The sequence below is a fragment of the Silvania confinis genome, assembly GCF_025564085.1.
GTDB classification, from domain to species: Bacteria; Pseudomonadota; Gammaproteobacteria; order Enterobacterales; family Enterobacteriaceae; genus Enterobacter; species Enterobacter confinis.
Map to the genome: position 1 here is coordinate 633,745 of NZ_JAMGZJ010000077.1, position 25,331 is coordinate 659,075.

At 55.5% G+C, this 25,331-nt stretch carries 26 protein-coding genes and 4 tRNA genes; 13 read left to right on the forward strand and 17 right to left on the reverse strand.

Annotated features, from left to right (window positions below; genetic code table 11):
• The first annotated feature begins 137 nt into the window (after positions 1-137).
• The 5 genes from M8013_RS16970 (at position 138) to M8013_RS16995 (ending at position 1,153) form a co-directional block, all read left to right on the forward strand.
• A tRNA-Val gene (locus M8013_RS16970) sits at positions 138-213 on the forward strand.
• A gap of 44 nt (positions 214-257) precedes the next feature.
• Positions 258-333: transfer RNA gene (locus M8013_RS16975), tRNA-Val, on the forward strand.
• Positions 334-370: 37 nt separating this feature from the next.
• A tRNA-Val gene (locus tag M8013_RS16980) sits at positions 371-446 on the forward strand.
• 3 nt (positions 447-449) lie between these two features.
• Positions 450-525, forward strand: a tRNA-Lys gene (locus M8013_RS16985).
• A 286-nt stretch (positions 526-811) separates the two neighbouring features.
• Positions 812-1,153: a FlxA-like family protein gene (locus M8013_RS16995; RefSeq protein ID WP_271268961.1), complete on the forward strand. Its 342-nt coding sequence runs from the start codon at positions 812-814 to the stop codon at positions 1,151-1,153.
• Positions 1,154-1,202: 49 nt separating this feature from the next.
• On the opposite strand, the gene M8013_RS17000 is transcribed toward M8013_RS16995, so the two are convergent.
• The 4 genes from M8013_RS17000 to M8013_RS17015 form a co-directional block, all read right to left on the reverse strand.
• A complete protein-coding gene (locus tag M8013_RS17000; RefSeq protein ID WP_271268962.1) occupies positions 1,203-2,099 on the reverse strand; it encodes a LysR family transcriptional regulator in 897 nt (298 codons plus the stop codon).
• Positions 2,100-2,194: 95 nt separating this feature from the next.
• Positions 2,195-3,451, reverse strand: coding sequence for a nucleoside permease (locus tag M8013_RS17005; RefSeq protein ID WP_271268963.1), 1,257 nt, complete (start codon positions 3,449-3,451; stop codon positions 2,195-2,197).
• A 58-nt stretch (positions 3,452-3,509) separates the two neighbouring features.
• Positions 3,510-4,343, reverse strand: coding sequence for a xanthosine phosphorylase (gene xapA / locus M8013_RS17010; protein ID WP_271268964.1), 834 nt, complete (start codon positions 4,341-4,343; stop codon positions 3,510-3,512).
• 126 nt (positions 4,344-4,469) lie between these two features.
• Entirely contained in the window at positions 4,470-5,396 is a 927-nt protein-coding gene (locus M8013_RS17015) for a LysR family transcriptional regulator (RefSeq protein ID WP_271268965.1), read from the reverse strand.
• An 89-nt stretch (positions 5,397-5,485) separates the two neighbouring features.
• On the opposite strand from M8013_RS17015, the gene M8013_RS17020 reads away from it, so the two are divergent.
• Positions 5,486-6,484, forward strand: coding sequence for a bile acid:sodium symporter family protein (locus M8013_RS17020; protein WP_271268966.1), 999 nt, complete (start codon positions 5,486-5,488; stop codon positions 6,482-6,484).
• Here M8013_RS17020 and M8013_RS17025 read toward each other — a convergent pair.
• The 3 genes from M8013_RS17025 to zipA form a co-directional block, all read right to left on the reverse strand.
• On the reverse strand, positions 6,481-6,696 hold the full coding sequence (locus M8013_RS17025) for a DUF3820 family protein (protein ID WP_271268967.1): 216 nt from the start codon (positions 6,694-6,696) through the stop codon (positions 6,481-6,483). The genes M8013_RS17020 and M8013_RS17025 overlap by 4 nt on opposite strands.
• Position 6,697: 1 nt before the next feature.
• Entirely contained in the window at positions 6,698-8,713 is a 2,016-nt protein-coding gene (ligA, locus tag M8013_RS17030; protein ID WP_271268968.1) for an NAD-dependent DNA ligase LigA, read from the reverse strand.
• Positions 8,714-8,781: 68 nt separating this feature from the next.
• The gene (gene zipA, locus M8013_RS17035) at positions 8,782-9,741 is read right to left on the reverse strand and encodes a cell division protein ZipA (protein ID WP_271268969.1); all 960 of its coding nucleotides are present in this window, start codon (positions 9,739-9,741) and stop codon (positions 8,782-8,784) included.
• A gap of 230 nt (positions 9,742-9,971) precedes the next feature.
• Between zipA and cysZ the strand changes: the two genes are divergently transcribed.
• The 5 genes from cysZ (at position 9,972) to crr (ending at position 14,929) form a co-directional block, all read left to right on the forward strand.
• Entirely contained in the window at positions 9,972-10,733 is a 762-nt protein-coding gene (gene cysZ / locus M8013_RS17040; RefSeq protein ID WP_271268970.1) for a sulfate transporter CysZ, read from the forward strand.
• A gap of 264 nt (positions 10,734-10,997) precedes the next feature.
• Positions 10,998-11,969, forward strand: coding sequence for a cysteine synthase A (gene cysK, locus M8013_RS17045; RefSeq protein ID WP_271268971.1), 972 nt, complete (start codon positions 10,998-11,000; stop codon positions 11,967-11,969).
• 380 nt (positions 11,970-12,349) lie between these two features.
• A complete protein-coding gene (ptsH, locus tag M8013_RS17050) occupies positions 12,350-12,607 on the forward strand; it encodes a phosphocarrier protein Hpr (protein ID WP_000487600.1) in 258 nt (85 codons plus the stop codon).
• 44 nt (positions 12,608-12,651) lie between these two features.
• Positions 12,652-14,379, forward strand: coding sequence for a phosphoenolpyruvate-protein phosphotransferase PtsI (gene ptsI / locus M8013_RS17055; RefSeq protein WP_271268972.1), 1,728 nt, complete (start codon positions 12,652-12,654; stop codon positions 14,377-14,379).
• A gap of 40 nt (positions 14,380-14,419) precedes the next feature.
• Positions 14,420-14,929: a PTS glucose transporter subunit IIA gene (gene crr, locus M8013_RS17060; RefSeq protein ID WP_196348315.1), complete on the forward strand. Its 510-nt coding sequence runs from the start codon at positions 14,420-14,422 to the stop codon at positions 14,927-14,929.
• Between the two features lie 47 nt (positions 14,930-14,976).
• Here crr and pdxK read toward each other — a convergent pair whose 3' ends face one another.
• The 10 genes from pdxK to M8013_RS17110 all read right to left on the reverse strand — a co-directional run bounded on the left by pdxK (position 14,977) and on the right by M8013_RS17110 (position 23,322).
• A complete protein-coding gene (gene pdxK / locus M8013_RS17065; protein WP_271268973.1) occupies positions 14,977-15,813 on the reverse strand; it encodes a pyridoxine/pyridoxal/pyridoxamine kinase in 837 nt (278 codons plus the stop codon).
• A gap of 5 nt (positions 15,814-15,818) precedes the next feature.
• The gene (gene cysM / locus M8013_RS17070) at positions 15,819-16,733 is read right to left on the reverse strand and encodes a cysteine synthase CysM (RefSeq protein WP_271268974.1); all 915 of its coding nucleotides are present in this window, start codon (positions 16,731-16,733) and stop codon (positions 15,819-15,821) included.
• 114 nt (positions 16,734-16,847) lie between these two features.
• Positions 16,848-17,942, reverse strand: a complete 1,095-nt coding sequence (gene cysA, locus M8013_RS17075; RefSeq protein WP_271268975.1) for a sulfate/thiosulfate ABC transporter ATP-binding protein CysA — start codon at positions 17,940-17,942, stop codon at positions 16,848-16,850.
• A complete protein-coding gene (cysW, locus tag M8013_RS17080) occupies positions 17,932-18,807 on the reverse strand; it encodes a sulfate/thiosulfate ABC transporter permease CysW (protein WP_271268976.1) in 876 nt (291 codons plus the stop codon). Before cysW ends, cysA begins: the two co-directional genes overlap by 11 nt.
• On the reverse strand, positions 18,807-19,640 hold the full coding sequence (gene cysT / locus M8013_RS17085) for a sulfate/thiosulfate ABC transporter permease CysT (protein WP_271268977.1): 834 nt from the start codon (positions 19,638-19,640) through the stop codon (positions 18,807-18,809). Before cysT ends, cysW begins: the two co-directional genes overlap by 1 nt.
• A complete protein-coding gene (locus tag M8013_RS17090; RefSeq protein WP_271268978.1) occupies positions 19,640-20,653 on the reverse strand; it encodes a sulfate ABC transporter substrate-binding protein in 1,014 nt (337 codons plus the stop codon). Before M8013_RS17090 ends, cysT begins: the two co-directional genes overlap by 1 nt.
• 175 nt (positions 20,654-20,828) lie before the next feature.
• Positions 20,829-21,728 (reverse strand): Dyp-type peroxidase, encoded by a 900-nt coding sequence (locus tag M8013_RS17095; RefSeq protein ID WP_271268979.1) that lies wholly within the window; start codon positions 21,726-21,728, stop codon positions 20,829-20,831.
• Between the two features lie 94 nt (positions 21,729-21,822).
• Positions 21,823-22,398, reverse strand: a complete 576-nt coding sequence (locus M8013_RS17100; RefSeq protein WP_271268980.1) for an RpoE-regulated lipoprotein — start codon at positions 22,396-22,398, stop codon at positions 21,823-21,825.
• 62 nt (positions 22,399-22,460) lie between these two features.
• Entirely contained in the window at positions 22,461-22,910 is a 450-nt protein-coding gene (locus M8013_RS17105; RefSeq protein ID WP_271268981.1) for a DUF2919 domain-containing protein, read from the reverse strand.
• Positions 22,897-23,322: a GNAT family acetyltransferase gene (locus M8013_RS17110; RefSeq protein ID WP_271268982.1), complete on the reverse strand. Its 426-nt coding sequence runs from the start codon at positions 23,320-23,322 to the stop codon at positions 22,897-22,899. The genes M8013_RS17105 and M8013_RS17110 overlap by 14 nt, the downstream gene beginning before the upstream one ends.
• A gap of 212 nt (positions 23,323-23,534) precedes the next feature.
• On the opposite strand from M8013_RS17110, the gene amiA reads away from it, so the two are divergent.
• The gene (amiA, locus tag M8013_RS17115; protein WP_271268983.1) at positions 23,535-24,407 is read left to right on the forward strand and encodes an N-acetylmuramoyl-L-alanine amidase AmiA; all 873 of its coding nucleotides are present in this window, start codon (positions 23,535-23,537) and stop codon (positions 24,405-24,407) included.
• Complete coding sequence (gene hemF, locus M8013_RS17120; protein ID WP_271268984.1) at positions 24,407-25,306, forward strand: oxygen-dependent coproporphyrinogen oxidase; 900 nt, start codon at positions 24,407-24,409, stop codon at positions 25,304-25,306. Before amiA ends, hemF begins: the two co-directional genes overlap by 1 nt.
• Positions 25,307-25,331 lie beyond the last annotated feature (25 nt).

A 25,331-nucleotide genomic window follows, 5' to 3' on the forward strand; every position in this document is an offset into this window, starting at 1 on the left:
GCTGTTTTTGTTTAGAAATCATGCGCCATTGCCGCTTTGGCGATCGTTTTGTTTAATTTTACGACGAACAAATAAAAACTTGAGAAAAGGCGTTGACTCATTTTCAACTCTCCCTATAATGCGACTCCACACAGCGGGGGTGATTAGCTCAGTTGGTAGAGCACCTCCTTTACACGGAGGGGGTCGGCGGTTCGAGCCCGTCATCACCCACCATCTACTTCACGTAGATACCGCAGTGTAGATAAGAAGTTAAGAATGGGCGATTAGCTCAGTTGGTAGAGCATCTCCTTTACACGGAGGGGGTCGGCGGTTCGAGCCCGTCATCGCCCACCATTCTTAATGCGATTTCTTATCAAAGTAGTACCGAAATGGGTGATTAGCTCAGTTGGTAGAGCACCTCCTTTACACGGAGGGGGTCGGCGGTTCGAGCCCGTCATCACCCACCATTCGGGTCGTTAGCTCAGTTGGTAGAGCAGTTGACTTTTAATCAATTGGTCGCAGGTTCGAATCCTGCACGACCCACCAATGTAAAAAAGCGCCCTAAAGGCGCTTTTTTGCTATCTGCGATATCTACGATTCGAACCTGCAGCAGGTTCGAGCCGAACGCAGAGAGGCACCGGAGCCGCTTGCGGCGACGGCCCGAAGGGCGAGCGAAGCGAGTCATCCTGCACGACCCACCAATGTAAAAAAGCGCCCTAAAGGCGCTTTTTTGCTATCTGCGATATCCACGATCCCCCTCTCAATACTGGTAGGCTTCCTCAAGCTCTTCTATTTCTTGCCGATATCTCTTTTTTGGCAAGAGGTTTTCAGCATGACAACAATACAAACATCCGCAGCATCGGTACAAACCCAGAGCAGCGGCAGCAGTCGCAGTACTGGCAGCGACGTTTCCTCACAGATCGCCCGTCTGACTTCGCAAATCACCAAGCTGACTGAGCAACTGAAAGATGTTGCCAACGGCAGCGGCACCGCCGAAGACAAGAAAAAGCAGCAAGAACTGCTGCAGACTCAGATCAAAATGCTGCAGGCCCAGCTGGCGCAATTGCAGCGTCGTCAGGCAGAAGAAGCCCAGCAAAAGCAGGAACAGCAGCAGGGTAAAGCGGAAGGTGTGAACTCCCCTTCCGACGAGCACAAGATTGATATCTACGTCTGATGCGTCACCGATGCAGGCCAGAGCTTATCCCTGCGCCTGCATTCCCCCATCACGCCCGGTTTAAATGCGTCAACGCCTCGACCAGCTTTACCATTGCAGGCGTTACCTGCTGCTGTTCAAAGACGATATACAGGTCTGCCGGAATACGCGCTTCGAGGGGACGGAACACCACGCCGGGCCAGTTCATCTGTGCGTAGCTGTCTGCGATCAACGTTATACCAATCCCCATGCTGACCATCGCCAGCACCGTTTGCGGTTCCATGACTTCCCGGACAATCATCGGTGAAAAACCGGCACTCTGACAGACGCGCTGTAAAAAGGCCCAGTCGGTATGCATCGACGGCATGGTGACGAAATATTCATTGCGCAATGCCTCAAGCGGCACGGCATCGCAGGCAATCAGGGGGTGATCCTGCGGCATCGCCACCAGAAATGACGATTCATGTAAGCGTAAGCGGGTAAACCCCGGCATTGGTTCCGTCGCCATTCGCCAGATCCCCGCATCTAACTCGCGTCGCTCCAGCAGCGCCATCTGCGTGGTGGGCATATTCTCGCGGAACATCACCTCAACATTGGGATTCTCTTTCAGGAAACGGCGCATCACAGGACGCATTTTCCCCCACATGGCGGTTCCCACCACGCCAAGCTCGATACGCCCTGCCTCACCGCGCCCGATCTGCTCGACGCGCGCCATCGCCTGGCTGGCGCTGGCCAGCAAACGTCGCGACTCCTCCATCAGGATCTTACCCGCGTGGGTTAACGCAACGCTGCGCGAGTGGCGCACAAACAACAGGGTGCCGAGCTGTTGTTCCAGCTCTTTGACATGAATGCTTAACGGGGGCTGAGACATGTTCAAACGGGCCGCAGCCCGTCCGAAATGCAGTTCTTCGGCAACAGCGAGAAAGTAACGCAATAATTTCAGATCGATACGGTGGGCTCGTTCCATCCCAACTGCGCTCCATTAATAAGAGAGTGATGCAGGGAATTTACCACAGGGCCCAGCGTAACAATAACTTAAGCGTTCCTCACCAATCAAAGGCACTAATGTGCCAGTGATTTGGCCGCCAGTTTTTCTGGCTGATGCTGATATTTGAAGAACAGAGCAAAGATAACCGCCAGCGCCAGCGAGTAGGCAGCAAACAGCAGCCAGATGGTTTGCCAGTCTTTCACCCCATCCACCGAGAAGTAATCCACCGCCATTCCGCTCAGAATCGATCCGACCCATGCGCCCACGCCATTTACCATGGTCATAAACAGCCCTTGCGCACTGGCACGGATGCTGGGATCCACCTCCTGCTCAACGAACACCGATCCTGAGATATTGAAGAAGTCGAATGCGCAGCCATACACAATCATCGACATCAGCAGCAGCACAAAACCAAACGGAGAAGGATCGCCGAACGCGAAGAAGCCGAAGCGCAGCGTCCACGCCAGCATGCTCATCAGCATTACCGTTTTGATGCCATAACGCTTAAGGAAGTACGGGATGGTGAGGATAAAGCCCACTTCCGCCATTTGCGAAACTGACAGCAAAATGGAGGGATAGTTGACCACAAAGCTGTCGGCAAACACCGGGTTACGGGCAAAATCATGCAGGAACGGATTACCGAAGACGTTGGTAATTTGCAGGACCGCCCCCAGCATCATCGCAAACAGAAAGAAGATCGCCATCCGCGAATTTTTAAACAGCACGAACGCATCCAGACCCAGCTTGCTGGCGAGCGTGGTGGAGGCTTTCTTTTTCGCTACCGGGATTTTGGGTAGCGTCATGGCATACATCGCCAACAACAACGACGCGCCGGAGGCGATATAGAGCTGCGCGCTGCTGAGTTCCAGCCCCATCAGGCTCACCGTCCACATGGCGACAATAAAGCCTATCGTGCCAAACACGCGGATGGGGGGGAAAGCGCTAACCGGATCCTGGCCCGACTGAGCGAGGCAGGAGTAGGAAATGCTGTTGGACAAGGCGATGGTCGGCATATAGGCCATGGCATTAATCAGCATCACCCAGAACAGGGTATCCGGATCGGTGACGGTGGTGGCATACAGCAACGCACCCGCGCACACCAGATGACACAGCATGTAGGCACGTTCTGCACGTAGCCATTTATCGGCAATAATCCCCATAATGCCGGGCATGATGATCGCCGCCAGACCTTTGGAGCTGTACACCATGCCGACGTTGGCACCGGTAAAATCGAGGGTGTTAATCATGTAAGAACCCAGGGTGACCAGCCAGCTACCCCAGATGAAATACTGTAAAAACGACATGACCTTTAATCGGGATGCAATACCCATATTCTGTTCCTTGCCGCAAAAAATGACCCCGCGTGCGGGGTCATTACTATTATGAGTGTCAGGCTAACTTGCGTAAGAACCCGCAGATCAGGTCAATAAAGTTTTGCCGGGACAGTTCTGCCGCGGCCAGCGTTTGTTCATGGGACAGTTTGATGTCGCCCAGCCCCTCCGCCAGATTCGTGATTGCCGAGACGGCCACCACCTTGAGCCCGCAGTGACGGGCGGCAATCACCTCCGGCACGACCGACATTCCGACCACGTCACCGCCGATAATCTGCATCATGCGGATCTCGGCCACCGTCTCAAAGTTAGGCCCCGGGTAAGAGACAAAGACCCCTTCTGTCAGCGGAAAACCGACTTCTCCCGCCACCGTCTGCAGCACCGCGCGGTACTCGGCGTCATAAGCATTCGCCAGCGAGAAGAAGCGATCGCCAAAGCGTTCATCGTTCAGCCCAACCATCGGTGTACCCGGCATGGTATTGATGTGATCGTTTAACGCAACCAGGCTGCCAGGCCCCACTTCAGGGCGCAGAGAGCCCGCCGCATTGGTGCTAAACAGCAACTCACAGCCCAGCAGCTTCAGGGTGCGAATCGCATCGGTCATGACGCTCATGCCGCGGCCTTCATAGAAATGCCCGCGTCCCTTCATGCACGCTACCGGGACGCCGGCAAGATGGCCGAGCACCAGCTCACCCGCGTGTCCGTGGACGGTACTGACCGGGAAACCCGGCAGCTTCTCGTAGGAGATCGCCACCGCGTCTTCAATTTGTTCTGCCAGAGCGCCTAACCCGGAGCCAAGAATAAAGGCCACGCGCGGCGTAAAGTCCGGTTTGTAACCCCGGATGATGTCGGCGCTATACCAGGGATTCTGTGAAAAAAGTGAGTGGCTCATGCTAAATCCTTAAAGCTGAATAATTGGAATAATGTGGAGTACCTTCTTCTTATAGCGACAGTGGCTAACCCATTACCAATACACTTTGTCGGGCCGATCGATAGGCGTTTCGAATCGATTGATCCGCTACTTCTGGTACAGCGGATCCCGCACCCGGCCAGCGGTCAGCTCGCCGGCCTGCTGGCGAACCACGTCCCACAGCGCCTGAGCTGCGGTTGATAGCGAGCGATTTTTACGTCGTACCAGCATCAGCTGCCGCTCAACCACTGGGGTGAGCCTCAAGACCCGCAGATGATGGCCCTGCGGCAACGGCAGGGCCAGCGCGGGTAATACGCTGATCCCAATCCCCGACTCGACCATCGGAAACAGCGTTGCCGGGTGACCAATCTCCTGCACAATGTTGGCCTCGACCGAAAATCCCGCCAGCGCGGCGTCGATCAGCGGTCGGCTACCGGAGGCGTAATCCTGTAATACCAGTCGCTGATGCTGTAGGTCATGCCAGCGCACCGAATCCCGTCCGGCAAAAGGGTGATCGTCCCGGCACAGCAGCAGGAAGGGTTCCGATAAAACCGTTTCACACTCCAAATCGGTTGCCGCACCGGGGTCGATCACAATGCCAAAATCCACCTCTCCCTGGCGAATGCTCTCCAGCACCCACTGCTGCGGTCGGTCATGCAGGACAAATTTAATTTCCGGGTACTGGTGATTGCTTTGGGCGATACAGTGCGGAATAAGATGCGCCGAAATGGTCTGGCTGGCCGCCACGCGCACCGTTCCAGAAAGCTGCTGCCCGACCCTGCCAACATCCCGCAGGGTGGTCGACAGCTCGTCCAGAATGCGCTCCAGACGCGCCGCCAGCTGTTGGCCCGCCTCGGTCAGCACGACCTCGCGCGTGGTTCTGTCGAGCAAACGCACGCCGGTCTGCAGCTCCAGCTCCTTCACGCTGTGGCTCACCGCCGACTGGCTCAAACCAATGATCTCCCCTGCCCGGCTAAAACTTTTGGCCTGCGCGACGGTGACAAAAACACGAAGCTGACGCAGAGAGTAATTCATCTGTTTTCCTCATATATTGATGCAATAAATCAATTTTATTTCTCAAAGGGAAGGAAGCACAATAGCGCCATCTGTTTTCAGGAGTGTTTATGAAACTTTTCCGCATCCTCGATCCGTTCACGCTTACGCTAATCAGCGTTGTTTTACTGGCTTCACTGTTCCCGGCCCGCGGTGGCTTTGTGCCTTTCTTTGAAGGGCTGACCACCGCCGCGATTGCACTGTTGTTCTTTATGCACGGGGCCAAGCTTTCGCGCGAGGCGATTGTCGCAGGCGGCAGCCACTGGCGCCTGCATCTGTGGGTGATGTGCAGCACCTTTGTCATCTTCCCGGTGTTGGGCGTGCTGTTTGCCTGGTGGGCACCAGTCAATGTCGATCCGGCGCTGTATACCGGCTTCCTCTATCTGTGCATTTTGCCGGCCACCGTACAGTCGGCAATCGCCTTTACCTCGATGGCGGGCGGTAACGTGGCGGCGGCGGTGTGTTCCGCATCGGCCTCCAGCCTGTTAGGCATTTTTCTCTCGCCGCTACTGGTGGGGCTGGTAATGAATATGCACGGGGCGGAAGGCAACCTGGATCAGGTCGGGAAGATCATGCTCCAGCTGCTGCTGCCGTTCGTGCTGGGCCATCTCTCCCGTCCGTGGACCGGGGCGTTTGTCGCGAAGCATAAGAAATGGATTGGCAAAACCGACCAGACATCGATTCTGTTGGTGGTCTACTCGGCCTTCAGCGAAGCGGTGGTTAACGGCATCTGGAATAAAGTGGGGGTTGGGTCACTGCTGTTTATCGTGGTGGTCAGTCTGGTACTGCTGGCGATTATCATTGCGATTAACGTGTTTGCCGCCCGCAGCTTCGGCTTTAGCAAAGCCGATGAAATTACCATTGTCTTCTGTGGGTCGAAAAAGAGCCTGGCGAACGGGATCCCGATGGCCAATATTCTGTTTCCGACCTCGGTGATTGGGATGATGGTGCTGCCACTGATGATTTTCCACCAGCTGCAGCTGATGATCTGCTCGGTGCTGGCGCGTCGCTACCAGCGCCAGACCCAGGAGCTGCAGGCGCAGGAGAAAGCCCGCGCCGCCAAAGCTTAAGGACGTTTCAGGGGCTGAACCAGCTGGGTCAGCCCCTCAGTTTTGATCAGTAACGTCAGCGCCATCAGCTCACCAAGATGCCCGGCAGGAAATCCATCCTTACGGGCAAACCACAGCAAATACTCTTCCGGCACATCGATCAGCCTGCGGCCTTTGTACTTACCGAAAGGCATCTCGGTATTGGCGATCTCGATAAGCTGCGTTTTATCCACGTTACTCCCCTAACAGACGCAGCATCTCTGCTTCATCAATCACGTCAATGCCCAGCTCCTGCGCTTTGGCGAGCTTGGAGCCCGCTGCCTCACCGGCGATCACCAGGTCGGTTTTCTTCGACACGCTGCCCGCCACTTTCGCCCCCTGCGCCACCAGACGCGCTTTTGCATCATCGCGGGAAAGCTGGCTCAAGCTGCCGGTCAGCACCACCGTTTTACCGGCAAACGGGCTGTCGATTTCTTCGGCATTGATCACCACCGGCGCAGGCCAGCGTACGCCTTCGTTGAGCAGTTGGCCGATCACGTCGCGATTGCTCTCTTCCGCGAAGAAGTTAAACACGTGAGTGGCGACCACAATGCCCACGTCCGGGACTTTCTGCAGTTCTTCAATGGATGCTTTCTGGAGCGAATCGAGCGTGCCAAAAAACGCTGCCAGGTTGGCGGCTGTCGCCTCGCCCACTTCGCGGATGCCCAGAGCGTACAGGAAGCGGGCAAAGGTGGTGTCTTTGGCCTTATCCAGCGCATTAAACACGTTTTGCGCCGATTTTGGCCCCATCCGATCCAGACCCGTCAGCTTGCCTGGCGTCAGGCGGAACAGATCGGCGGGCGTATGGACATACTCTTTCTCAACCAGTTGGTCGATGATTTTGTCGCCCATGCCGTCCACGTCCAGCGCCCGGCGGGAGACAAAATGCTTCAATGCCTCTTTGCGCTGAGCCCCGCAGACCAGGCCGCCGGTGCAGCGCGTCACGACTTCACCTTCCACACGCTCCACGTCCGAGCCGCAGACCGGACAGTGGGCCGGGAATTCAATGGCGCGCGTATCTTCGGGGCGTTCGGACTCCACCACGTTGACCACCTGCGGGATCACATCCCCCGCGCGGCGAATCACCACTTTATCGCCAATGCGCAGCCCTAAGCGGTCGATTTCATCGGCGTTATGCAGGGTGGCGTTGCTGACCAATACCCCGGCGACCTGAACCGGCTCGAGGCGTGCCACCGGCGTTATCGCCCCGGTGCGCCCTACCTGAAACTCAACGTCGCGGACAAACGTCATCTGCTCCTGGGCCGGGAACTTAAAGGCCACCGCCCAGCGGGGCGCGCGGGCAACAAAGCCTAGCTGTTCCTGCAGGGCAAGGGCGTTAACTTTGATCACCACCCCGTCGATATCAAACCCGAGGGTCGGACGATCGACTTCGACCTGGCGATAAAAGGCCAGCACCGCCTCCGGGGAGTCGCATAGCTGAACGCGATTGCTCACCGGCAATCCCCAGGCTTTAAACTGCAGCAGGCGGCCCAGATGGGTATCCGGTAATTCACCACCCTCCAGAATCCCCACGCCGTAGCAGAAGAAAGTAAGTGGTCGCTTCGCGGTAATGCGCGGGTCGAGCTGGCGCAGCGATCCGGCAGCGGCATTACGCGGATTAGCAAAGATCTTGCCCCCGGTACGGCGCGCCTCTTCGTTGATTTTTTCAAAGCCAGCCAGCGGCAGGAACACTTCGCCCCGAACTTCCAGCCGTGCGGGAATATTCTCGCCGCGCAATTTAAGGGGGATGGCGCGGATGGTGCGCACATTGGCGGTAATGTCTTCGCCGGTGGTACCGTCGCCACGGGTCGCGGCGCGGATCATCACCCCGTTTTCGTACAGAATACTGACCGCCAGACCGTCCAGCTTCAGCTCGCAGCACCAGCTCAGCGGCTCGGCGCTTTTCAGCCGGTCCTGCACGCGCTTGTTAAACGCGAGGAAGCTCTCTTCATCGAAGACGTTATCCAGTGACAGCATCGGCACTTCGTGGCGGATCTGGCTGAACGAAGACAGCGGCGCCGCGCCCACGCGCTGAGTGGGCGAGTCAGGCGTGATTAAATCCGGATGCTGCGCTTCCAGCTCGCGTAGCTCACGCATCAGACGGTCATACTCCGCGTCAGGGACGTCTGGCGCGTCCATCACATGATAGAGGTATTCATGATGGCGAAGCGTGGTTCGCAGTTCAGTGAGTTGTTGTTCGATAGAGTCCATGTCGCACCATCAATGAGAAAAACCCCCGACAGGCGGGGGTTGTGTAGGAGTGAAACACACGCAGAGTATTATGCGTTGGCTTCTTTAACTTCGCGGATGCGGTCCTGATATTCGCGCAATTTCTGCGGCGTCATCATACGACGCTGATCGTCGAGCACCATGCCACCGACTTCATCGGCGATATACTGGGCAGACTGCAGCATCAGCTTAAAGTTTTGCAGTTCATCACCGTACGACGGCACCTGCATAAAGATGGTAATGCCCGGGGTGGTAAAATCACCGGTCATCTCTGGATCGAACGTTCCCGGGTTCACCATATTGGCCAGGCTAAACAGTGAAGGGCCGCTGCCGTCCGGGCTGAGGTGGCGATGGAAGATATTCATATCACCAAACTTAAAGCCCGCCTGCTCGATACTGTTGATCAGCACTTCGCCATTAATGGCCGTGCCCTGATGGGCGGCAACGCTCATAACAATGACGGTCTCTTTGCGCTGCGGTTTTTCAACCACGGGGGCGGCCTCGACAACCGGCTCTGGCTCAACGACAGGGGCAGGTGCGGGTTGCGGTGTCACAGGCTGCGGAGCCTGCTGTACAACCGGCTGAGGCTGAGGTTCAGGCTGAGCGGCATGCTGAGGTTGCGGCGCAGGCTGCTGGCGCACAGGCTCTTGCGGCTGCGGCTGGCGTACTGGCTCTTCCACAGGCTGCGTCGGCGCAGGACGTGGCTGCGCGGAGGCATACGGCGGCTGATACTGATGCTGTGGAGACTGGCGAGGCGCTTCTTGCTCCCCCTGGCCTGCACCGGGTGCCGTATTGTTGCGATGAACGCGAACTTCACCCACACCGTCATCTTCCGCTTCATCGATATTGTTATCGCTATCGTCTTCACGGGCCGACTTCATGCGCTTCAATGGCCGATCGCGAAACATAGAAGAGCGCTCTTTACGGCTGGTCCAGAAACCATGTACCAGTAAAGCGATTATGGCGATCGCGCCAACAATGATTAATATCAGACGCAAATCCTGCATCATTATATTCTCTGTTGTTCTAACACCTTGCCACCACGGCAAACATTTACTCACTAAGAGTATTTGCCGATTACCTCAAGTGCAAGTGCGTGCAGAGCATTCGCAGCATAAAGATGGACGAAATCGTGCTTTTTGCTGTTTTTTCGAACATTTCTTAACTGGTCAAGGCGCTACAACTGGCTAATATAGGCGGGCAATTTCACTGGTTGTGATAAAAGGAGCTCCACCTGGTTATGGTTTCATCAACTTCTTCCCCCCCACGCAGCGGCGTCTGGTACTTTTCACAGGGCTGGAAACTGGTTTCACTGCCAGGCATCCGACGCTTTGTCATTTTGCCCTTGCTGATCAACGTTCTGCTGATGGGCGGCGCGTTCTTGTGGCTCTTCACTCAACTGGACAGCTGGATCCCGGCCATCATGAGCCACGTTCCAGACTGGCTGCAGTGGTTGAGCTACTTACTGTGGCCGCTGCTGGTGCTCTCGGTTCTGCTGGTGTTTGGCTATCTCTTCTCGACAATTGCCAACGTGATTGCCGCCCCTTTTAACGGCCTGCTGGCCGAACAGCTTGAGGCGCGACTCACCGGTGCCACCCCACCCGACACGGGCGTGCTGGGGATCATGAAGGATGTTCCGCGGATCATGAAGCGGGAATGGCAAAAGCTCGCCTGGTATCTGCCGCGCGCGCTGGTACTGTTTATCCTCTATTTCATTCCGGGCATCGGGCAGACCGTTGCCCCAGTGGTATGGTTCCTGTTCAGTGCGTGGATGCTGGCGATCCAGTATTGCGATTACCCGTTTGATAATCACAAGGTGCCGTTTAAAGAGATGCGCATGGCCCTGCGCAGCCGCAAAATGACCAATATGCAGTTTGGTGCCCTGACCAGCCTGTTTACGCTGATCCCGGTCCTGAATCTGTTCATCATGCCGGTTGCAGTTTGCGGTGCGACGGCAATGTGGGTCGACTGTTATCGTGATAAACATGCGTTATGGCGATAAATTACTCTAAATCATTCGCGTCGCAGGAAGGCGGCAAGTGAGCGAATCCCCGCGAGCTTACATAAGTCAGTGACCGGGGTGAAAGAACTCAGCCAACGCGCCTGCGGCGTGAAGGATGACGGGTAGGCTTATGCCACCCTTTATTCCATACGGATCCCCATTATTTCTTTGCAGTATATAGATATGCGAATTCCTTTCTTCCCCATCTCCCTTTGGAAGGTATGCTGATGCGGTATCCCAATTTCAAACAGTTAAGGACAGGCCATGAGTAAGATTTTTGAAGACAACTCGCTGACTATCGGTCACACGCCCCTGGTTCGACTGAACCGTATCGGTAATGGACGCATTCTGGCGAAGGTAGAATCTCGTAACCCAAGCTTCAGTGTAAAATGCCGTATCGGTGCCAATATGATTTGGGATGCGGAGAAACGCGGCGTACTGAAACCAGGCGTTGAACTGGTTGAGCCAACCAGCGGTAACACCGGCATTGCATTGGCCTACGTGGCGGCAGCGCGCGGCTACAAGCTGACGCTGACCATGCCAGAAACCATGAGCATTGAGCGCCGCAAGCTGCTTAAAGCGCTGGGCGCAAACCTGGTGCTGACCGAAGGTGCCAAAGGCATGAAAGGCGCAATCCAGAAGGCAGAAGAAATTGTTGCCGGCGATCCGGCTAAATATCTGCTGCTGCAGCAGTTCAGCAACCCGGCTAACCCGGAAATCCACGAAAAAACCACCGGCCCGGAAATCTGGGAAGATACCGACGGTCAGGTTGATGTGTTTATTTCAGGCGTGGGCACCGGCGGTACGCTGACCGGCGTCAGCCGCTACATTAAAGGCACAAAAGGCAAAAAGGATCTGATTACCGTTGCCGTTGAGCCAACCGATTCCCCGGTTATCGCTCAGGCGCTGGCAGGTGAAGAGCTGAAACCGGGCCCGCATAAGATTCAGGGTATCGGCGCAGGCTTTATTCCAGGTAACCTGGATCTGAAACTGATTGATAAAGTGGTCGCTATCACTAACGACGAGGCAATCTCTACTGCACGCCGTCTGATGGAAGAAGAAGGTATTCTGGCAGGCATCTCTTCGGGTGCGGCGGTTGCTGCGGCACTTCAGCTACTTGAAGATGAAACCTTTACCAACAAGAATATTGTGGTTATCCTTCCGTCCTCGGGTGAGCGTTATTTAAGCACCGCGTTGTTTGCCGATCTCTTCACAGAGAAAGAATTGCAACAGTAGTGCCAAAATGTAAATAGCGCGTAAAAAAGCACCCTTCAGGGTGCTTTTTTGTGGCCTGCTTCAAAGTTTTACCTCGTCTGGCATTGCTTCACCCGGTTGGCTCTGGTATTTAAGCTGACAATTATTTTGATGCGCGAAATTAATCGGATCACGAAATCACGTGGCTGAATCGATTTTATGATTTGGTTCAAGTCTTGCTTTCGCGGCATAATGTTTAATGTCGAACGAAACGTCAGCAGCCTGACATGCCAGCATCGGAATGCGTTTGACACAAGCTGCGCTACGTACCGTTAAGCCGGTGCTAACAATACAGGCTAAAGTCCAACCGCCAGGCTAGACTTTAGTTCCACAACACTAAACCAATAAGTTGGGGAAATACAATGTTCCAGCAAGAAGTTACCATTACCGCTCCGAACGGTCTGCACACCCGCCCTGCTGCTCAGTTTGTTAAAGAAGCGAAAGGCTTCACTTCTGAGATCACTGTGACTTCCAACGGCAAAAGCGCAAGCGCCAAAAGCCTGTTCAAACTGCAGACTCTGGGCCTGACTCAGGGTACCGTTGTTACTATCTCCGCAGAAGGCGAAGACGAGCAGAAAGCAGTTGAGCATCTGGTTAAACTGATGGCTGAGCTCGAGTAAGTATCCGGGTTCTTTTTAATATCAGTCACAAGTAAGGTAGGGTTATGATTTCAGGCATTTTAGCATCCCCGGGTATCGCTTTCGGCAAAGCATTACTGCTGAAGGAAGACGAGATCGTCATCGACCGGAAAAAGATTTCTGCCGACAAGGTTAGTCAGGAAATTGAGCGTTTTCTCAGTGGTCGTGCAAAAGCATCTGCGCAGCTGGAAACAATCAAGACTAAAGCCGGCGAAACTTTCGGTGAAGAAAAAGAAGCCATCTTCGAAGGCCACATCATGTTGCTCGAAGATGAGGAGCTGGAGCAGGAAATCATAGCCCTCATTAAAGATAAGAACATGACAGCCGACGCGGCTGCACATGAGATTATCGAAGGTCAGGCAACGGCTCTGGAAGAGCTGGACGATGAATACCTGAAAGAGCGTGCGGCTGACGTGCGTGACATCGGTAAGCGCCTGCTGCGCAACATCCTCGGCCTGGCTATCATCGACCTGAGCTCCATTCAGGACGAAGTTATCCTGGTTGCTGCTGACCTGACCCCATCAGAAACCGCACAGCTGAACCTGAACAAGGTGCTGGGTTTTATCACTGATGCAGGCGGCCGTACGTCCCACACCTCTATCATGGCGCGTTCTCTGGAACTGCCAGCCATCGTGGGAACCGGTAGCGTCACCGCCCAGGTGAAAAACAACGACTATCTGATTCTGGATGCCGTAAACAATCTGGTTTACGTCAACCCAACCAACGAAGAAATCGACAAGCTGCGTGCTGTTCAGGAGCAGGTTGCTTCGGAGAAAGCCGAACTGGCTAAACTGAAAGATCTGCCAGCGATTACGCTGGACGGCCATCAGGTTGAAGTCTGTGCCAACATCGGTACCGTTCGTGATGTCGACGGTGCTGAGCGCAACGGCGCAGAAGGTGTCGGCCTGTACCGTACCGAATTCCTGTTCATGGACCGTGACGCCCTGCCAACCGAAGAAGAGCAGTTTGCGGCGTATAAAGCCGTTGCTCTGGCTTGCGGCTCCCAGGCGGTAATCGTGCGTACCATGGATATCGGTGGCGATAAAGAGCTGCCGTACATGAACTTCCCGAAAGAAGAGAACCCGTTCCTGGGCTGGCGTGCAGTGCGTATCGCTATGGATCGTAAAGAGATCCTGCGTGACCAGGTCCGCGCTATTCTGCGTGCTTCCGCTTTCGGTAAATTGCGCATTATGTTCCCGATGATCATCTCTGTTGAAGAAGTGCGTGCACTGAAGAAAGAGATTGAAATCTACAAACAGGAACTGCGTGACGAAGGTAAAGAGTTTGATGAAACCATCGAAGTCGGCGTAATGGTAGAAACCCCTGCCGCGGCAACGATAGCCCGTCATTTAGCCAAAGAAGTCGATTTCTTTAGTATTGGTACCAACGACTTAACCCAGTACACCCTGGCAGTTGACCGTGGTAATGATATGATTGCGCATCTCTACCAACCAATGTCCCCATCGGTGCTTACGCTGATCAAGCAAGTTATTGATGCTTCTCATGCTGAAGGCAAATGGACAGGCATGTGTGGTGAGCTTGCAGGCGATGAACGTGCTACACTTCTGTTGCTGGGTATGGGTCTGGACGAATTCTCTATGAGCGCCATTTCCATCCCGCGCATTAAGAAGATTATCCGTAACACGAACTTCGAAGATGCGAAGGTGTTAGCAGAGCAGGCTCTTGCTCAACCGACAACGGACGAGTTAATGACGCTGGTTAACAAGTTCATTGAAGAAAAAACAATCTGCTAATCCACGAGATGCGGCCCAAATTACTGCTTAGGAGAAGATCATGGGTTTGTTCGATAAACTGAAATCTCTGGTTTCTGATGATAAAAAAGACTCCGGAACTATTGAGATTATTGCTCCGCTTTCTGGCGAGATCGTCAACATTGAAGACGTGCCAGATGTAGTGTTTGCTGAGAAAATCGTTGGTGATGGCATTGCTATCAAACCAACCGGTAACAAAATGGTTGCACCGGTTGACGGCACAATTGGTAAAATTTTTGAAACCAACCATGCATTCTCGATCGAATCCGATAGCGGTATTGAGCTGTTCGTTCACTTCGGTATCGACACTGTCGAGCTGAAAGGCGAAGGCTTCAAGCGTATCGCTGAAGAAGGCCAGCGTGTTAAAGTTGGCGACCCGGTCATTGAATTCGATCTGCCACTGCTGGAAGAGAAAGCCAAGTCTACCCTGACGCCGGTTGTTATCTCCAACATGGACGAAATCAAAGAACTGATCAAACTGTCTGGCAGCGTTACTGTGGGTGAAACCCCGGTTATCCGCATCAAGAAGTAATTCTTGCCGCACAGAAAAATGGCGCCTTCGGGCGCCATTTTTGTTGGTCAGGCCGGTAGCACCAGCTCGTCATAACCCTTCTGTTGGGTGTACTTCATCACCTGCGTCACCCGATCGCCCGCCCGCGCTATCGCCGCCACCACGTTTTCGCCCTGCACCAGCGCACTCGCCAACTCTGAACAGAACAGATCGCCCGTGCCTTTCAGATCCGTTTTGATACGCGGATGCGCGCTTACCGTTACGTTGTCATGGGACACCAGCACCACGTGGATGCTGTCCGCATCGCCTTCAACCGGGGCGCTGGTTATCGCCACCCATTGCAGCGTATCAGAAAGCAGTCCTTTTGCCGCCGCCACCGCACGGGTGATGTCACGGCACGACTGACCGCTTAACACTTCCAGCTCAAACACATTTGGGGTAATGCCCTGCGCCAGCGGCAGCAGGTGCTGACGATAGGCGTCAGGGATTTCGGGCTTCACGTAGATGCCGCTGTCGGTATCGCCAATCACCGGGTCGATCAACACCACCAGATCAGGATGCTGTTGCTTGATGGCCGTTAGCCACTGGGCGAGGATCGCAATCTGACTGGCGCTGCCCATATATCCGGTAGTGACCACTTTCAGCTCGCGCAGCACATCGCGCTCTTCCAGCGCTCTCAGGTAGCCACTGAACCACTCGTCGGGGATCACGCCGCCATAGAAAGTGTCATAGTGCGGAGTATTACTGAACAGCACCGTCGGTACCGCCGTCACGGTGAGTTGATGCTGACGAATATTGGGCACCGCGATGCTGTTACCGACGCTGCCGTACACCACCTGCGATTGCACAGCCACAATGTCGGTCTGCTGCGCCCGGGTCTTGTCCCGGAATAAGATCATGTCCATGTCGTTTAAATTCCTGCGCCCTGCGCATAGCTCTCTTCACCAAACACACCGGTAGAAAGATAGCGATCGCCGCGATCGCAAATAATCGCCACTATCACTGCACCCGGCGCTGTCGCGGCAAGCCGCAGCGCACCGGCTACCGCACCGCCGGAGCTGACGCCGCAGAAGATTCCTTCTCGCACCGCCAGTTCGCGCATGGTATTTTCTGCCTCGCGCTGATGAATATCCAGCACCTGATCGACCAGCGAGGCATTGAAAATCCCGGGCATGTATTCCGCTGGCCAGCGGCGAATGCCCGGAATGCTGCTGCCCTCTTCCGGCTGCAGGCCGACGATGCTCACCGCTTTATCCTGCTCGCGCAGAAAACGGGAGACCCCGGTGATGGTGCCGGTGGTGCCCATACTGGAGACAAAATGGGTGATCCTGCCTGCGGTCTGCTGCCAGATTTCCGGGCCGGTGGTGGTGTAATGGGCAAGCGGGTTATCGGGGTTGTTGAACTGATCCAGCAGCTTACCCTCGCCGCGCTCAGACATCGATAGCGCTATATCACGCGCCCCTTCCATACCGCCCTGCTCTGGCGTCACCAGAATCAGCTCGGCCCCGTAGGCCAGCATTGCAGCGCGGCGCTCCTGGCTCATGTTGCTCGGCATCAGCAGCTTCATACGATAGCCTTTCAGCGCGGCAATCATCGCCAGCGCAATGCCGGTGTTACCGCTGGTTGCTTCGATCAGCACGTCGCCGGGCTTAATGTCACCGCGTTTTTCTGCCTGCACAATCATCGACAGCGCGGCACGGTCTTTGACCGAACCCGCCGGATTATTGCCTTCCAGTTTGACCCAGATTTCGCTGCCGTTGTCCGGCCCCATGCGTTGTAATTTGATGAGTGGGGTATTGCCGATAGTGTTTTCTAATGTGTTCATGATCGCTGTCCAATAAAAAGCCCGGTGGCGCTTACGCTCACCGGGCCTACAGGGATCATATTGTAGGCCGGGTAAGCGCAGCGCCACCCGGCAAAACTACGTGGAATTAACCTATCAGGCTGACTCCGCCAGAGCAAGAACCCCAGGCGTTTCGATACGATCCTTGTCATGATAAATGCGGGCGTGCTGCAGGCCGACAAACAGGCGCTCGCCGCGGTGCGGTGGCTCGTCGTCGCGCATCACCACGGTCAGCGGTTCGTTATACCAGCCCAGCGGCTGGACCACCAGATGGGTGTAATGCCCTTTCGGGCTGGCTTCCAGCACCTGTACCGGCAGCGGCGAGTCGAGGCTGGTGCGGCGGCTGACGTCCACTTCCCACGGACGCAGGAACAGATCGACCGGCCCCTGATACGCCGGAGTGTAGCCCAGCGGCCAGCGGTGGGCGCCTACGTGGAACTGACCGCCGCGAATGTTGCCATGCAGACGGTTCACTTCCCCCATAAATTCGAGCACAAAGCGAGTGGCCGGTTCACGCCAGAGTTGTTCTGGCTCATCCACCTGCTCAATGTTCCCCTGGCTCATCACCACCACCCTGTCGGCCACTTCCATCGCCTCTTCCTGATCGTGGGTAACGAACACGCTGGTGAACTTCAGCTCTTCGTGCAATTGACGCAGCCAGCGACGCAGCTCTTTACGCACCTGTGCATCCAGCGCGCCAAAAGGTTCATCCAGCAGCAGGATCTGCGGCTCTACCGCCAGCGCGCGCGCCAGCGCCACGCGCTGTTTCTGCCCGCCGGAAAGTTGCGCCGGGAAACGGTCGGCCAAGTGTGCCAGCTGCACCATCTCCAGCAATTTGGTCACTTTCGCTTTGATCGCGGCAGTATTCGGGCGCTCGCGTCGCGGCAGCACCGTCAGGCCAAAGGCGATGTTGTCGAACACCGTCATATGGCGGAACAGAGCGTAATGCTGGAACACAAAGCCCACTTTGCGATCGCGCGCGTGCAGGCGGCTGACGTCAGTGCCGTGGAAGCGAATGTGCCCGCTGGTCTGATGCTCCAGACCGGCGATAATACGCAGCAGCGTGGTTTTACCGGAGCCAGAAGGCCCAAGCAGTGCCACCATTTGTCCGGAGGGGATATCCAGCGAGATATCATTCAGCACCTGGGTGCGACCAAAGGACTTCTTAATATTGGCAATCTCAATGCTCATGATTTCCCTCCTGATGCTGACGCTTTTCCTGATTCTCTAAACGCCACTGCACCACACTCTTTAAAAACAGGGTCAAAATTGCCATCAGCGTCAACAGCGCTGCGGCGGTAAAGGAGCCGACGGTATTGTAGTCCTGCTCCAGTAATTCAATCTGCAACGGCAGCGACAGCGTTTCGCCACGGATCGAGCCGGATACCACCGACACCGCGCCAAACTCGCCAATCGCGCGGGCGTTAGTCAGCACCACGCCATACAGCAGCGCCCAGCGAATGTTCGGCAGCGTCACGCGGCGGAACATCTGCCAGCCCGACGCGCCCAGCAATACGGCGGCTTCGTCTTCATGGCTGCCCTGACTCAGCATCACCGGTACCAGCTCACGCACCACAAACGGACAGGTGACGAAAATGGTCACCAGCACCATGCCTGGCCAGGCAAACATGATCTGCAGGTTATGTTCATCCAGCCAGTCGCCCAGCGGGCCGTTGGAGCCGTAGAAAAGCAGATACACCAGACCGGCCACCACCGGCGACACCGCAAATGGAATGTCCAGCAGGGTCAACAGCAGCTGGCGACCCGGGAAGTTAAAGCGCGTCACCAGCCAGGCCAGCAGCGTGCCAAACACCAGGTTTACCGGCACGGTAATCAGCGCAATCATAACCGTCAGCCAGATGGCATGCAGCATATCCGGGTCGGCCAGGTTTTGCAGCGCAGGCATAATACCTTTGCTGAAGGCCTGCACGAAGATATACACCATCGGCACGATCAGAATAAAGATCGAGACCAGCACGCCGGTACCAATCAGGAACCATTTACCCCAGTTAACGCGGGGGGCGTCGTAGCGTTTCAACTGAGTAACTTCCGCCATTAGTGACCTACCACGCGTCGACCAAAGCGACTTTGCAGAGTGTTAATCGAGAACAGCAGCAGCAGCGAGGCGGCCAGGATTACCGAAGCAATCGCGCTGGCGGCCGGATAATCAAACTCCTGCAGGCGGACAAAAATCATCAGCGAGGTGACTTCGGTTTTCCACGCGATGTTGCCGGCGATAAAAATCACCGCGCCAAATTCACCGAGGCTGCGGGTAAACGACAGCGCAATCCCGGCCAGCAGCGCCGGAGACAGCTCAGGCAGCACCACTTTGCGAAAGCTCTGCAAGCGGGTCGCGCCCAGCGTTTCTGCCGCTTCTTCGTATTCCGGGCCTAACTCTTCCAGCACCGGCTGCACGGTACGCACCACAAACGGGATACTGGTAAAGGCCATCGCCACCGCAATGCCCAGCCAGGTGTAGGTCACTTTGATGTCGAACTGCGCCAGCCACTCACCGTAAAAACCGTTCACCGAGAACAGCGAAGCCAACGTTAAGCCCGCCACCGCCGTTGGCAGGGCGAAAGGTAAATCGATCAGCGCATCCAGCAGCGTGCGGCCCGGAAAACGATAGCGGGTTAAGATCCACGCCATCAGCAGGCCAAACACGCCGTTGAAGATCGAGGCAACAAACGCCGACAGCAGCGTCACTTTATACGCCGCCACCACCTGCGGATTACTGATCACTTCCCAGTACTGGGACCAGCTCATCTCAGAGAGCTGAACCACCAGCGCACTGAGCGGTAACAATAAAATCAGACAGACGAACAGCAGGCTGGTCCCGAGACTTAAGGTAAAGCCCGGCAGCACACGTCTGGAGGACACTGCAAACATTACTTACGCCCCGTCGCCAACAGTTTGTCGAACTCACCGCCGCTGATGAAATGGGTTTTCATCACTTCAGGCCAGGAGCCGAACTGGTCTTCCACGCGGAACAAATCAGTCTGCGGGAATTTGTCTTTCAGTTTGTTCATCACCTCCGGATTGTTCACCCGGTAGTAGTAATCGGTGATGATGGTTTGCGCCTGCGGGCTGTAGAGATAGTTCAGGTACGCTTTCGCCGCCTTCTCTGTGCCGTTGGCCTGCACGTTTTTATCGACCCACGCAACCGGGAATTCAGCCAGGATATTGGTTTTTGGGATCACCACCTCAAAGCCCTGCGCTTCATACTGTTTGCGGATGTTGTTCACTTCCGATTCGAAGCTGATCAGCACATCGCCCAGACCACGTTCTGCGAAGGTGGTGGTGGCACCGCGACCGCCGGTATCAAACACTTCGACGTTTTTCAGGAACTGGGTCATGAACTGTTCGGTTTTGGCTTTATCGCCACCGTCCGCTTTGTCTGCTGCGCCCCAGGCGGCGAGATAGGTATAACGCGCATTACCGGAGGTTTTCGGGTTCGGGAAAATCAGCTTCACGTCTGAACGCACGAGGTCATTCCAGTCGTGAATATTCTTAGGATTCCCTTTACGCACCAGGAAGCCCATCGTGGAATAGAACGGCGAGCTGTTATTCGGCAGACGACTCTGCCAGTCGGCCGGGAGCAGCTTACCTTTGTCATGCAGGATCTGCACGTCGGTTATCTGGTTATAGGTAACAACGTCGGCTTTCAGCCCCTGCAAAATCGCCAGCGCCTGCTTTGAGGAGCCCGCGTGCGATTGCTTGATGGTCAGCTTGTCGCCATTATTATCTTTCGCCCACTGCTGTTCAAACGGCGGGTTAAGGGCGGTAAACAGCTCACGAGAGACATCGTATGAGCTGTTGAGCAGCTCCGTTGCCTGCGCCTGTGCCACCAGCAGCAAACCTGCCAGCGCCAGAGTTCCTTTTTTCAGTACAGTAACGGCCATTGCGCACCCTTATAGATGTGATGTTTTTCTTAGGGTCATCATATTTATAACGAGTACTAAAGGAGTAACGGTTTTATATACCGTTTGGTGATTTGGAAGCAGAAAAGGGAATAAGGGTACAGAGAAAGTACCGGGTAGCGAGAACAACTACCCGGCCTGAACAGACAGGGTGCGATTACAGCGCCAGAAGACGCTCAACGGACGGCGCAAAGTAATAGCCACCGGTCACCGGTTTGGTGAAGCGCAGCATGGCATCACGCTTACCGTCGGTATCGCCAAACATGCTCAGCAGCTGCTGTTCAATGTTATACAGACGCGCACAGTAAGCGCAGAAATAGAGGCCGTGAGTGCCGCTGGCGGTGCCGTACGGCAGACTCTGGCGCACAATCTTCAGCCCTTTGCCGTCTTCTTTCAGATCCACGCGGCTCAGGTGCGAGGTCACCGGACGTTCGTCGCCGTCGATCTCTTCATTGGCCTCTTTAGTACGGCCAATCATCATCTCCTGATCCTGCACGCTCATGCGGTTCAACTGCTTGAGGTTGTGCTCCCAGCGCTGCACGAACACGTAGCTGCCACCGGCATCCACGCCATCCTGAATCACCGCCACCGCGCGACGCGTCTCATCGCCTGCCGGGTTTTCGGTGCCGTCGACAAAGCCGCTCAGGTCCCTGTCTTCCACCCAGCGGAAGCCGTGGGTCTCTTCCTGCACCTCAATGGTATCGCCGAACGCAGTCAGCGCAGCCTGGGCAATCGAGAAGTTAACATCGTGGCGCAACGAGAGAATATGGATCAACACGTCGTGCTGAGTGGCCGGGGCCAGACCTTTTCCGTAGGGGATAAAGTCTTTCAGCTCTTGCGCCTCTTCGCCGCTGCTCAGCTGACGCCAGACGGTGTTGCCAAAAGCCACTACCGCGCCGCAGTGGGCATCCGGGAATTTGGCCTGAAAGGTTGCCAGTTTATCGATAAAAATTTTGCTGGCCGCACGCAGGGCATCCACATCCCCTTTTACGCTGGCTTCGATCCAAATCGCCGCGCGGCAATGTTCTGGCAAAATGCCACTCTGAACCTGAGACATCGCTCCTCCTGAAAAAAAAGATGCCACGACAGCGTGGCATTGTTGGCGGCGATTATACCCGTTTTTTCAACGGGGCAGCTTGTTCAGGCGCAATTTACTGCTGCCAGATAATTTTGCTGACTTTCCAGTTTTTCAGCGCGTCGTCAGAAGGCATCAACCCCTGTGGACCGCTCCAGCTGCCGCTGAACAGATAGCTAATGTGCTGGCTGCCTTCGGCCTTGCACTCTACCGCGACACCCTCATCAGCCGGGGCGCTGACGCAGTTGCCAAAAGCTTTCTGATACAGGTCGCTGAACGGGGTGCCAATTTTGACGCCGCTTTCGGTTTCGATCTCGCTGTCCAGCACCTCGATGCGTCCGATACTGTTTTTATCGCCGTTGATCACCAGCGCCAGCTGGTCATCCTTCAGCGCTTCGAAATAGTGCACGATGTTGCCGTTCTGGGTTTTCATACCGCTGCGCAGGCGATAGTCGCCGCTCAGCGCAGACGAAATGGCCTCTTGCTCCAGCGGGGTGGCGGCCGTGAGATTGCCCACGCCCTGTTCTGTCACGTCGGTGGACGAGCCAAACCAGTTCCAGGGATAGGCCGCAGACCAGTTCACGGCGGAGAGCGTTGAACAGCCGGTTAAGATAAGGGGAAACGCGCATAACAGTAAACGCAGCGATTTCATCGGGAGTTCCTTTCTGGTTAATTCGACGCTTGTTGGAGTGCAGCATCGCTAAAAAGTGCCGTTTAATCTTTCTCTGGCGTAAAACAGGCGCGCAGACGGGGATGGGTCAACAGCCACAGCAGCGCCACAATATCGGCCACCAGCAGCGTAATGCCAATGCCGCTCAGCGCCTCGCCGTTCAGCCACAGCAGCGGCTGCCAGCCAAGCAAAATAAGCTGAGCGAAGATCAACAGCCAGCGCAGCGCCTGCCACAGACGCGGCACAAGATGACGCCGCCCGCTGAGTAAGAACGCCAGCACCGCCGGGAGCCCCGGCAGTAGCCCAATCCAGAAGTTATCGTGATCGGGATAAAACAGATTCAACAGGGTATTGCCCTGATCGCGCGAGGCCCCCGCCACCACGAATACCACCCAGGTGCGCGCCTGCAGCAGTAATACGCACCAGAACAGAAACGGCAGGCGGACCCGACCATGGCTGTCATAATCGCCAGGGTGGAATTCAGTACTCTTCATCTTCAATCAGGCGTTTGCCCAGCGTAATAACGTCCGCGGGTTCATAGTTGAGGCGCTCGTACATGCCCATCACCAGCTCATTCTCTTCGCGCACCATGATCTGAATTTTTGGGCAACCGCGGGCGATGAGTTTCTTTTCCAGACGATTCAGCAGCGCATTGGCAATGCCGCGTCCGCGATATTCCGGATGAACGCCCAGGTAATAGGCCGAACCGCGATGGCCGTCATACCCGCCCATTACGGTCCCCACCACTTCACCGTTCACCTCCGCGACCAGGAACAGGCTGACGTCGTGATTCACCTTCCGTTCGATGTCCATTTCCGGATCGTTCCACGGCCGCAGGAGATCGCAGCGCTCCCAAAGGGTGATGACCTCTTCGAAGTCTGCTTGGTGAAAAACGCGTATCTCCATGGTATTAACCGCCTTTTTGGGTTCAAAAACAGTGATTATGACGCGAACGCCCTCTTTCGCCAATATCCTGCGAAAAAGGTCAGGAAATTTGGCATAATGACAGGCTGTCACGTATTGAAATGAAAAGTAAAACAATTCTCAACATGGAATGTCGTAACCTAAAAGACGATACGATATAACACCAGACACCTATTTTTTACACTTCAGGCCGCATGAGCACATTCAAACTCTTAAAAACTCTCACATCGCGTCGTCAGGTTCTTAAAGCGGGGCTGGCGGCATTAACATTAACAGGCATGGCCAGCGCGCAGGCAAAAGAAGAATCAACGCTAAAAACCAGCAATGGCCACAGCAAACCCAAAGCCAAAAAGAGCGGCGCAAAGCGGGTGGTGGTGCTGGATCCCGGCCACGGCGGCATTGATACCGGCGCCATTGGTCGCAACGGCTCTAAAGAAAAACACGTCGTGCTGGCGATTGCAAAAAACGTGCGGTCAATTTTACGCAGCAACGGGATTGACGCCCGTCTGACTCGCTCCGGCGATACTTTTATCCCGCTGTACGATCGGGTAGAGATTGCCCATCAGCACGGTGCCGATCTGTTTATGTCGATCCACGCGGACGGCTTCACTAACCCGGATGCCGCCGGGGCATCGGTGTTTGCCCTCTCCAATCGCGGCGCCAGTAGCGCGATGGCAAAATACCTCTCCGAACGTGAGAACCGCGCCGATGAAGTGGCCGGAAAAAAAACCACCGCCAAAGACCATCTGCTCCAGCAGGTGCTGTTTGACCTGGTGCAAACCGACACCATCAAGAACAGCTTGACGCTCGGCTCCCATATCCTGAAAAAGATTAAGCCGGTGCATAAGCTGCACAGTAAAGGCACCGAACAGGCGGCATTCGTGGTGCTGAAATCACCGTCGATCCCATCCGTGCTGGTGGAAACCTCCTTTATTACCAATCCCAACGAAGAGCGTCTGCTCGGGACGACCGCGTTCCGGCAGAAAATCGCCAACGCGATTGCCTCAGGGATCATCAGTTACTTTAACTGGTTCGATAATCAAAAAGCCCACGCGAAGAGACGCTGATGAAACCTAACGCGCAAACGGTCAAAACCTTTCTTCTGCAGCTGCAGGATTCCATTTGCCAGCAGCTGGCCGCCGTTGATGGGGCACAATTCCAGCAGGATGAGTGGCAACGCGAAGCCGGCGGCGGCGGGCGCAGCCGGGTGCTGCGTAACGGCGGCATCTTTGAACAGGCCGGCGTTAACTTCTCCCACGTTTATGGCGAGGCAATGCCCGCGTCGGCCACCGCGCACCGCCCGGAACTGGCGGGCCGCAGCTTTGAGGCGATGGGCGTCTCGCTGGTGGTGCACCCGCATAACCCGTTTGTCCCCACCAGCCATGCCAACGTGCGCTTTTTTATCGCTGAAAAACCGGGGGCCGATCCGGTGTGGTGGTTTGGCGGCGGCTTTGACCTGACGCCGTTTTATGGCTTTGAGGAAGATGCGGTTCATTGGCACCAGACGGCACACGACCTGTGCCAGCCGTTTGGTGACGACGTTTATCCCCGCTATAAAAAGTGGTGCGATGACTATTTCCATCTCAAACACCGTAACGAGCAGCGCGGCATCGGCGGGCTGTTCTTCGACGATTTGAACACGCCCGATTTTGATACCGCGTTTAAATTTATACAGGCGGTTGGCGAGGGCTATACCGACGCCTATCTGCCGATTGTCGAGCGGCGTAAACACCTCGATTACGGCGTGCGCGAGCGTGATTTTCAGCTCTATCGTCGGGGGCGTTACGTGGAGTTCAACCTGGTGTGGGATCGCGGGACGCTGTTCGGCCTGCAAACCGGCGGGCGTACGGAGTCGATTTTAATGTCGATGCCGCCGCTGGTGCGCTGGGAGTACGGCTTTGAAGCGCAAGAAGGCAGCCGCGAGGCTGCCTTGAGTGAGTTTATTAAGGTTCGGGACTGGATTTAACGCCGGGTCTACAAAACCCGACAAC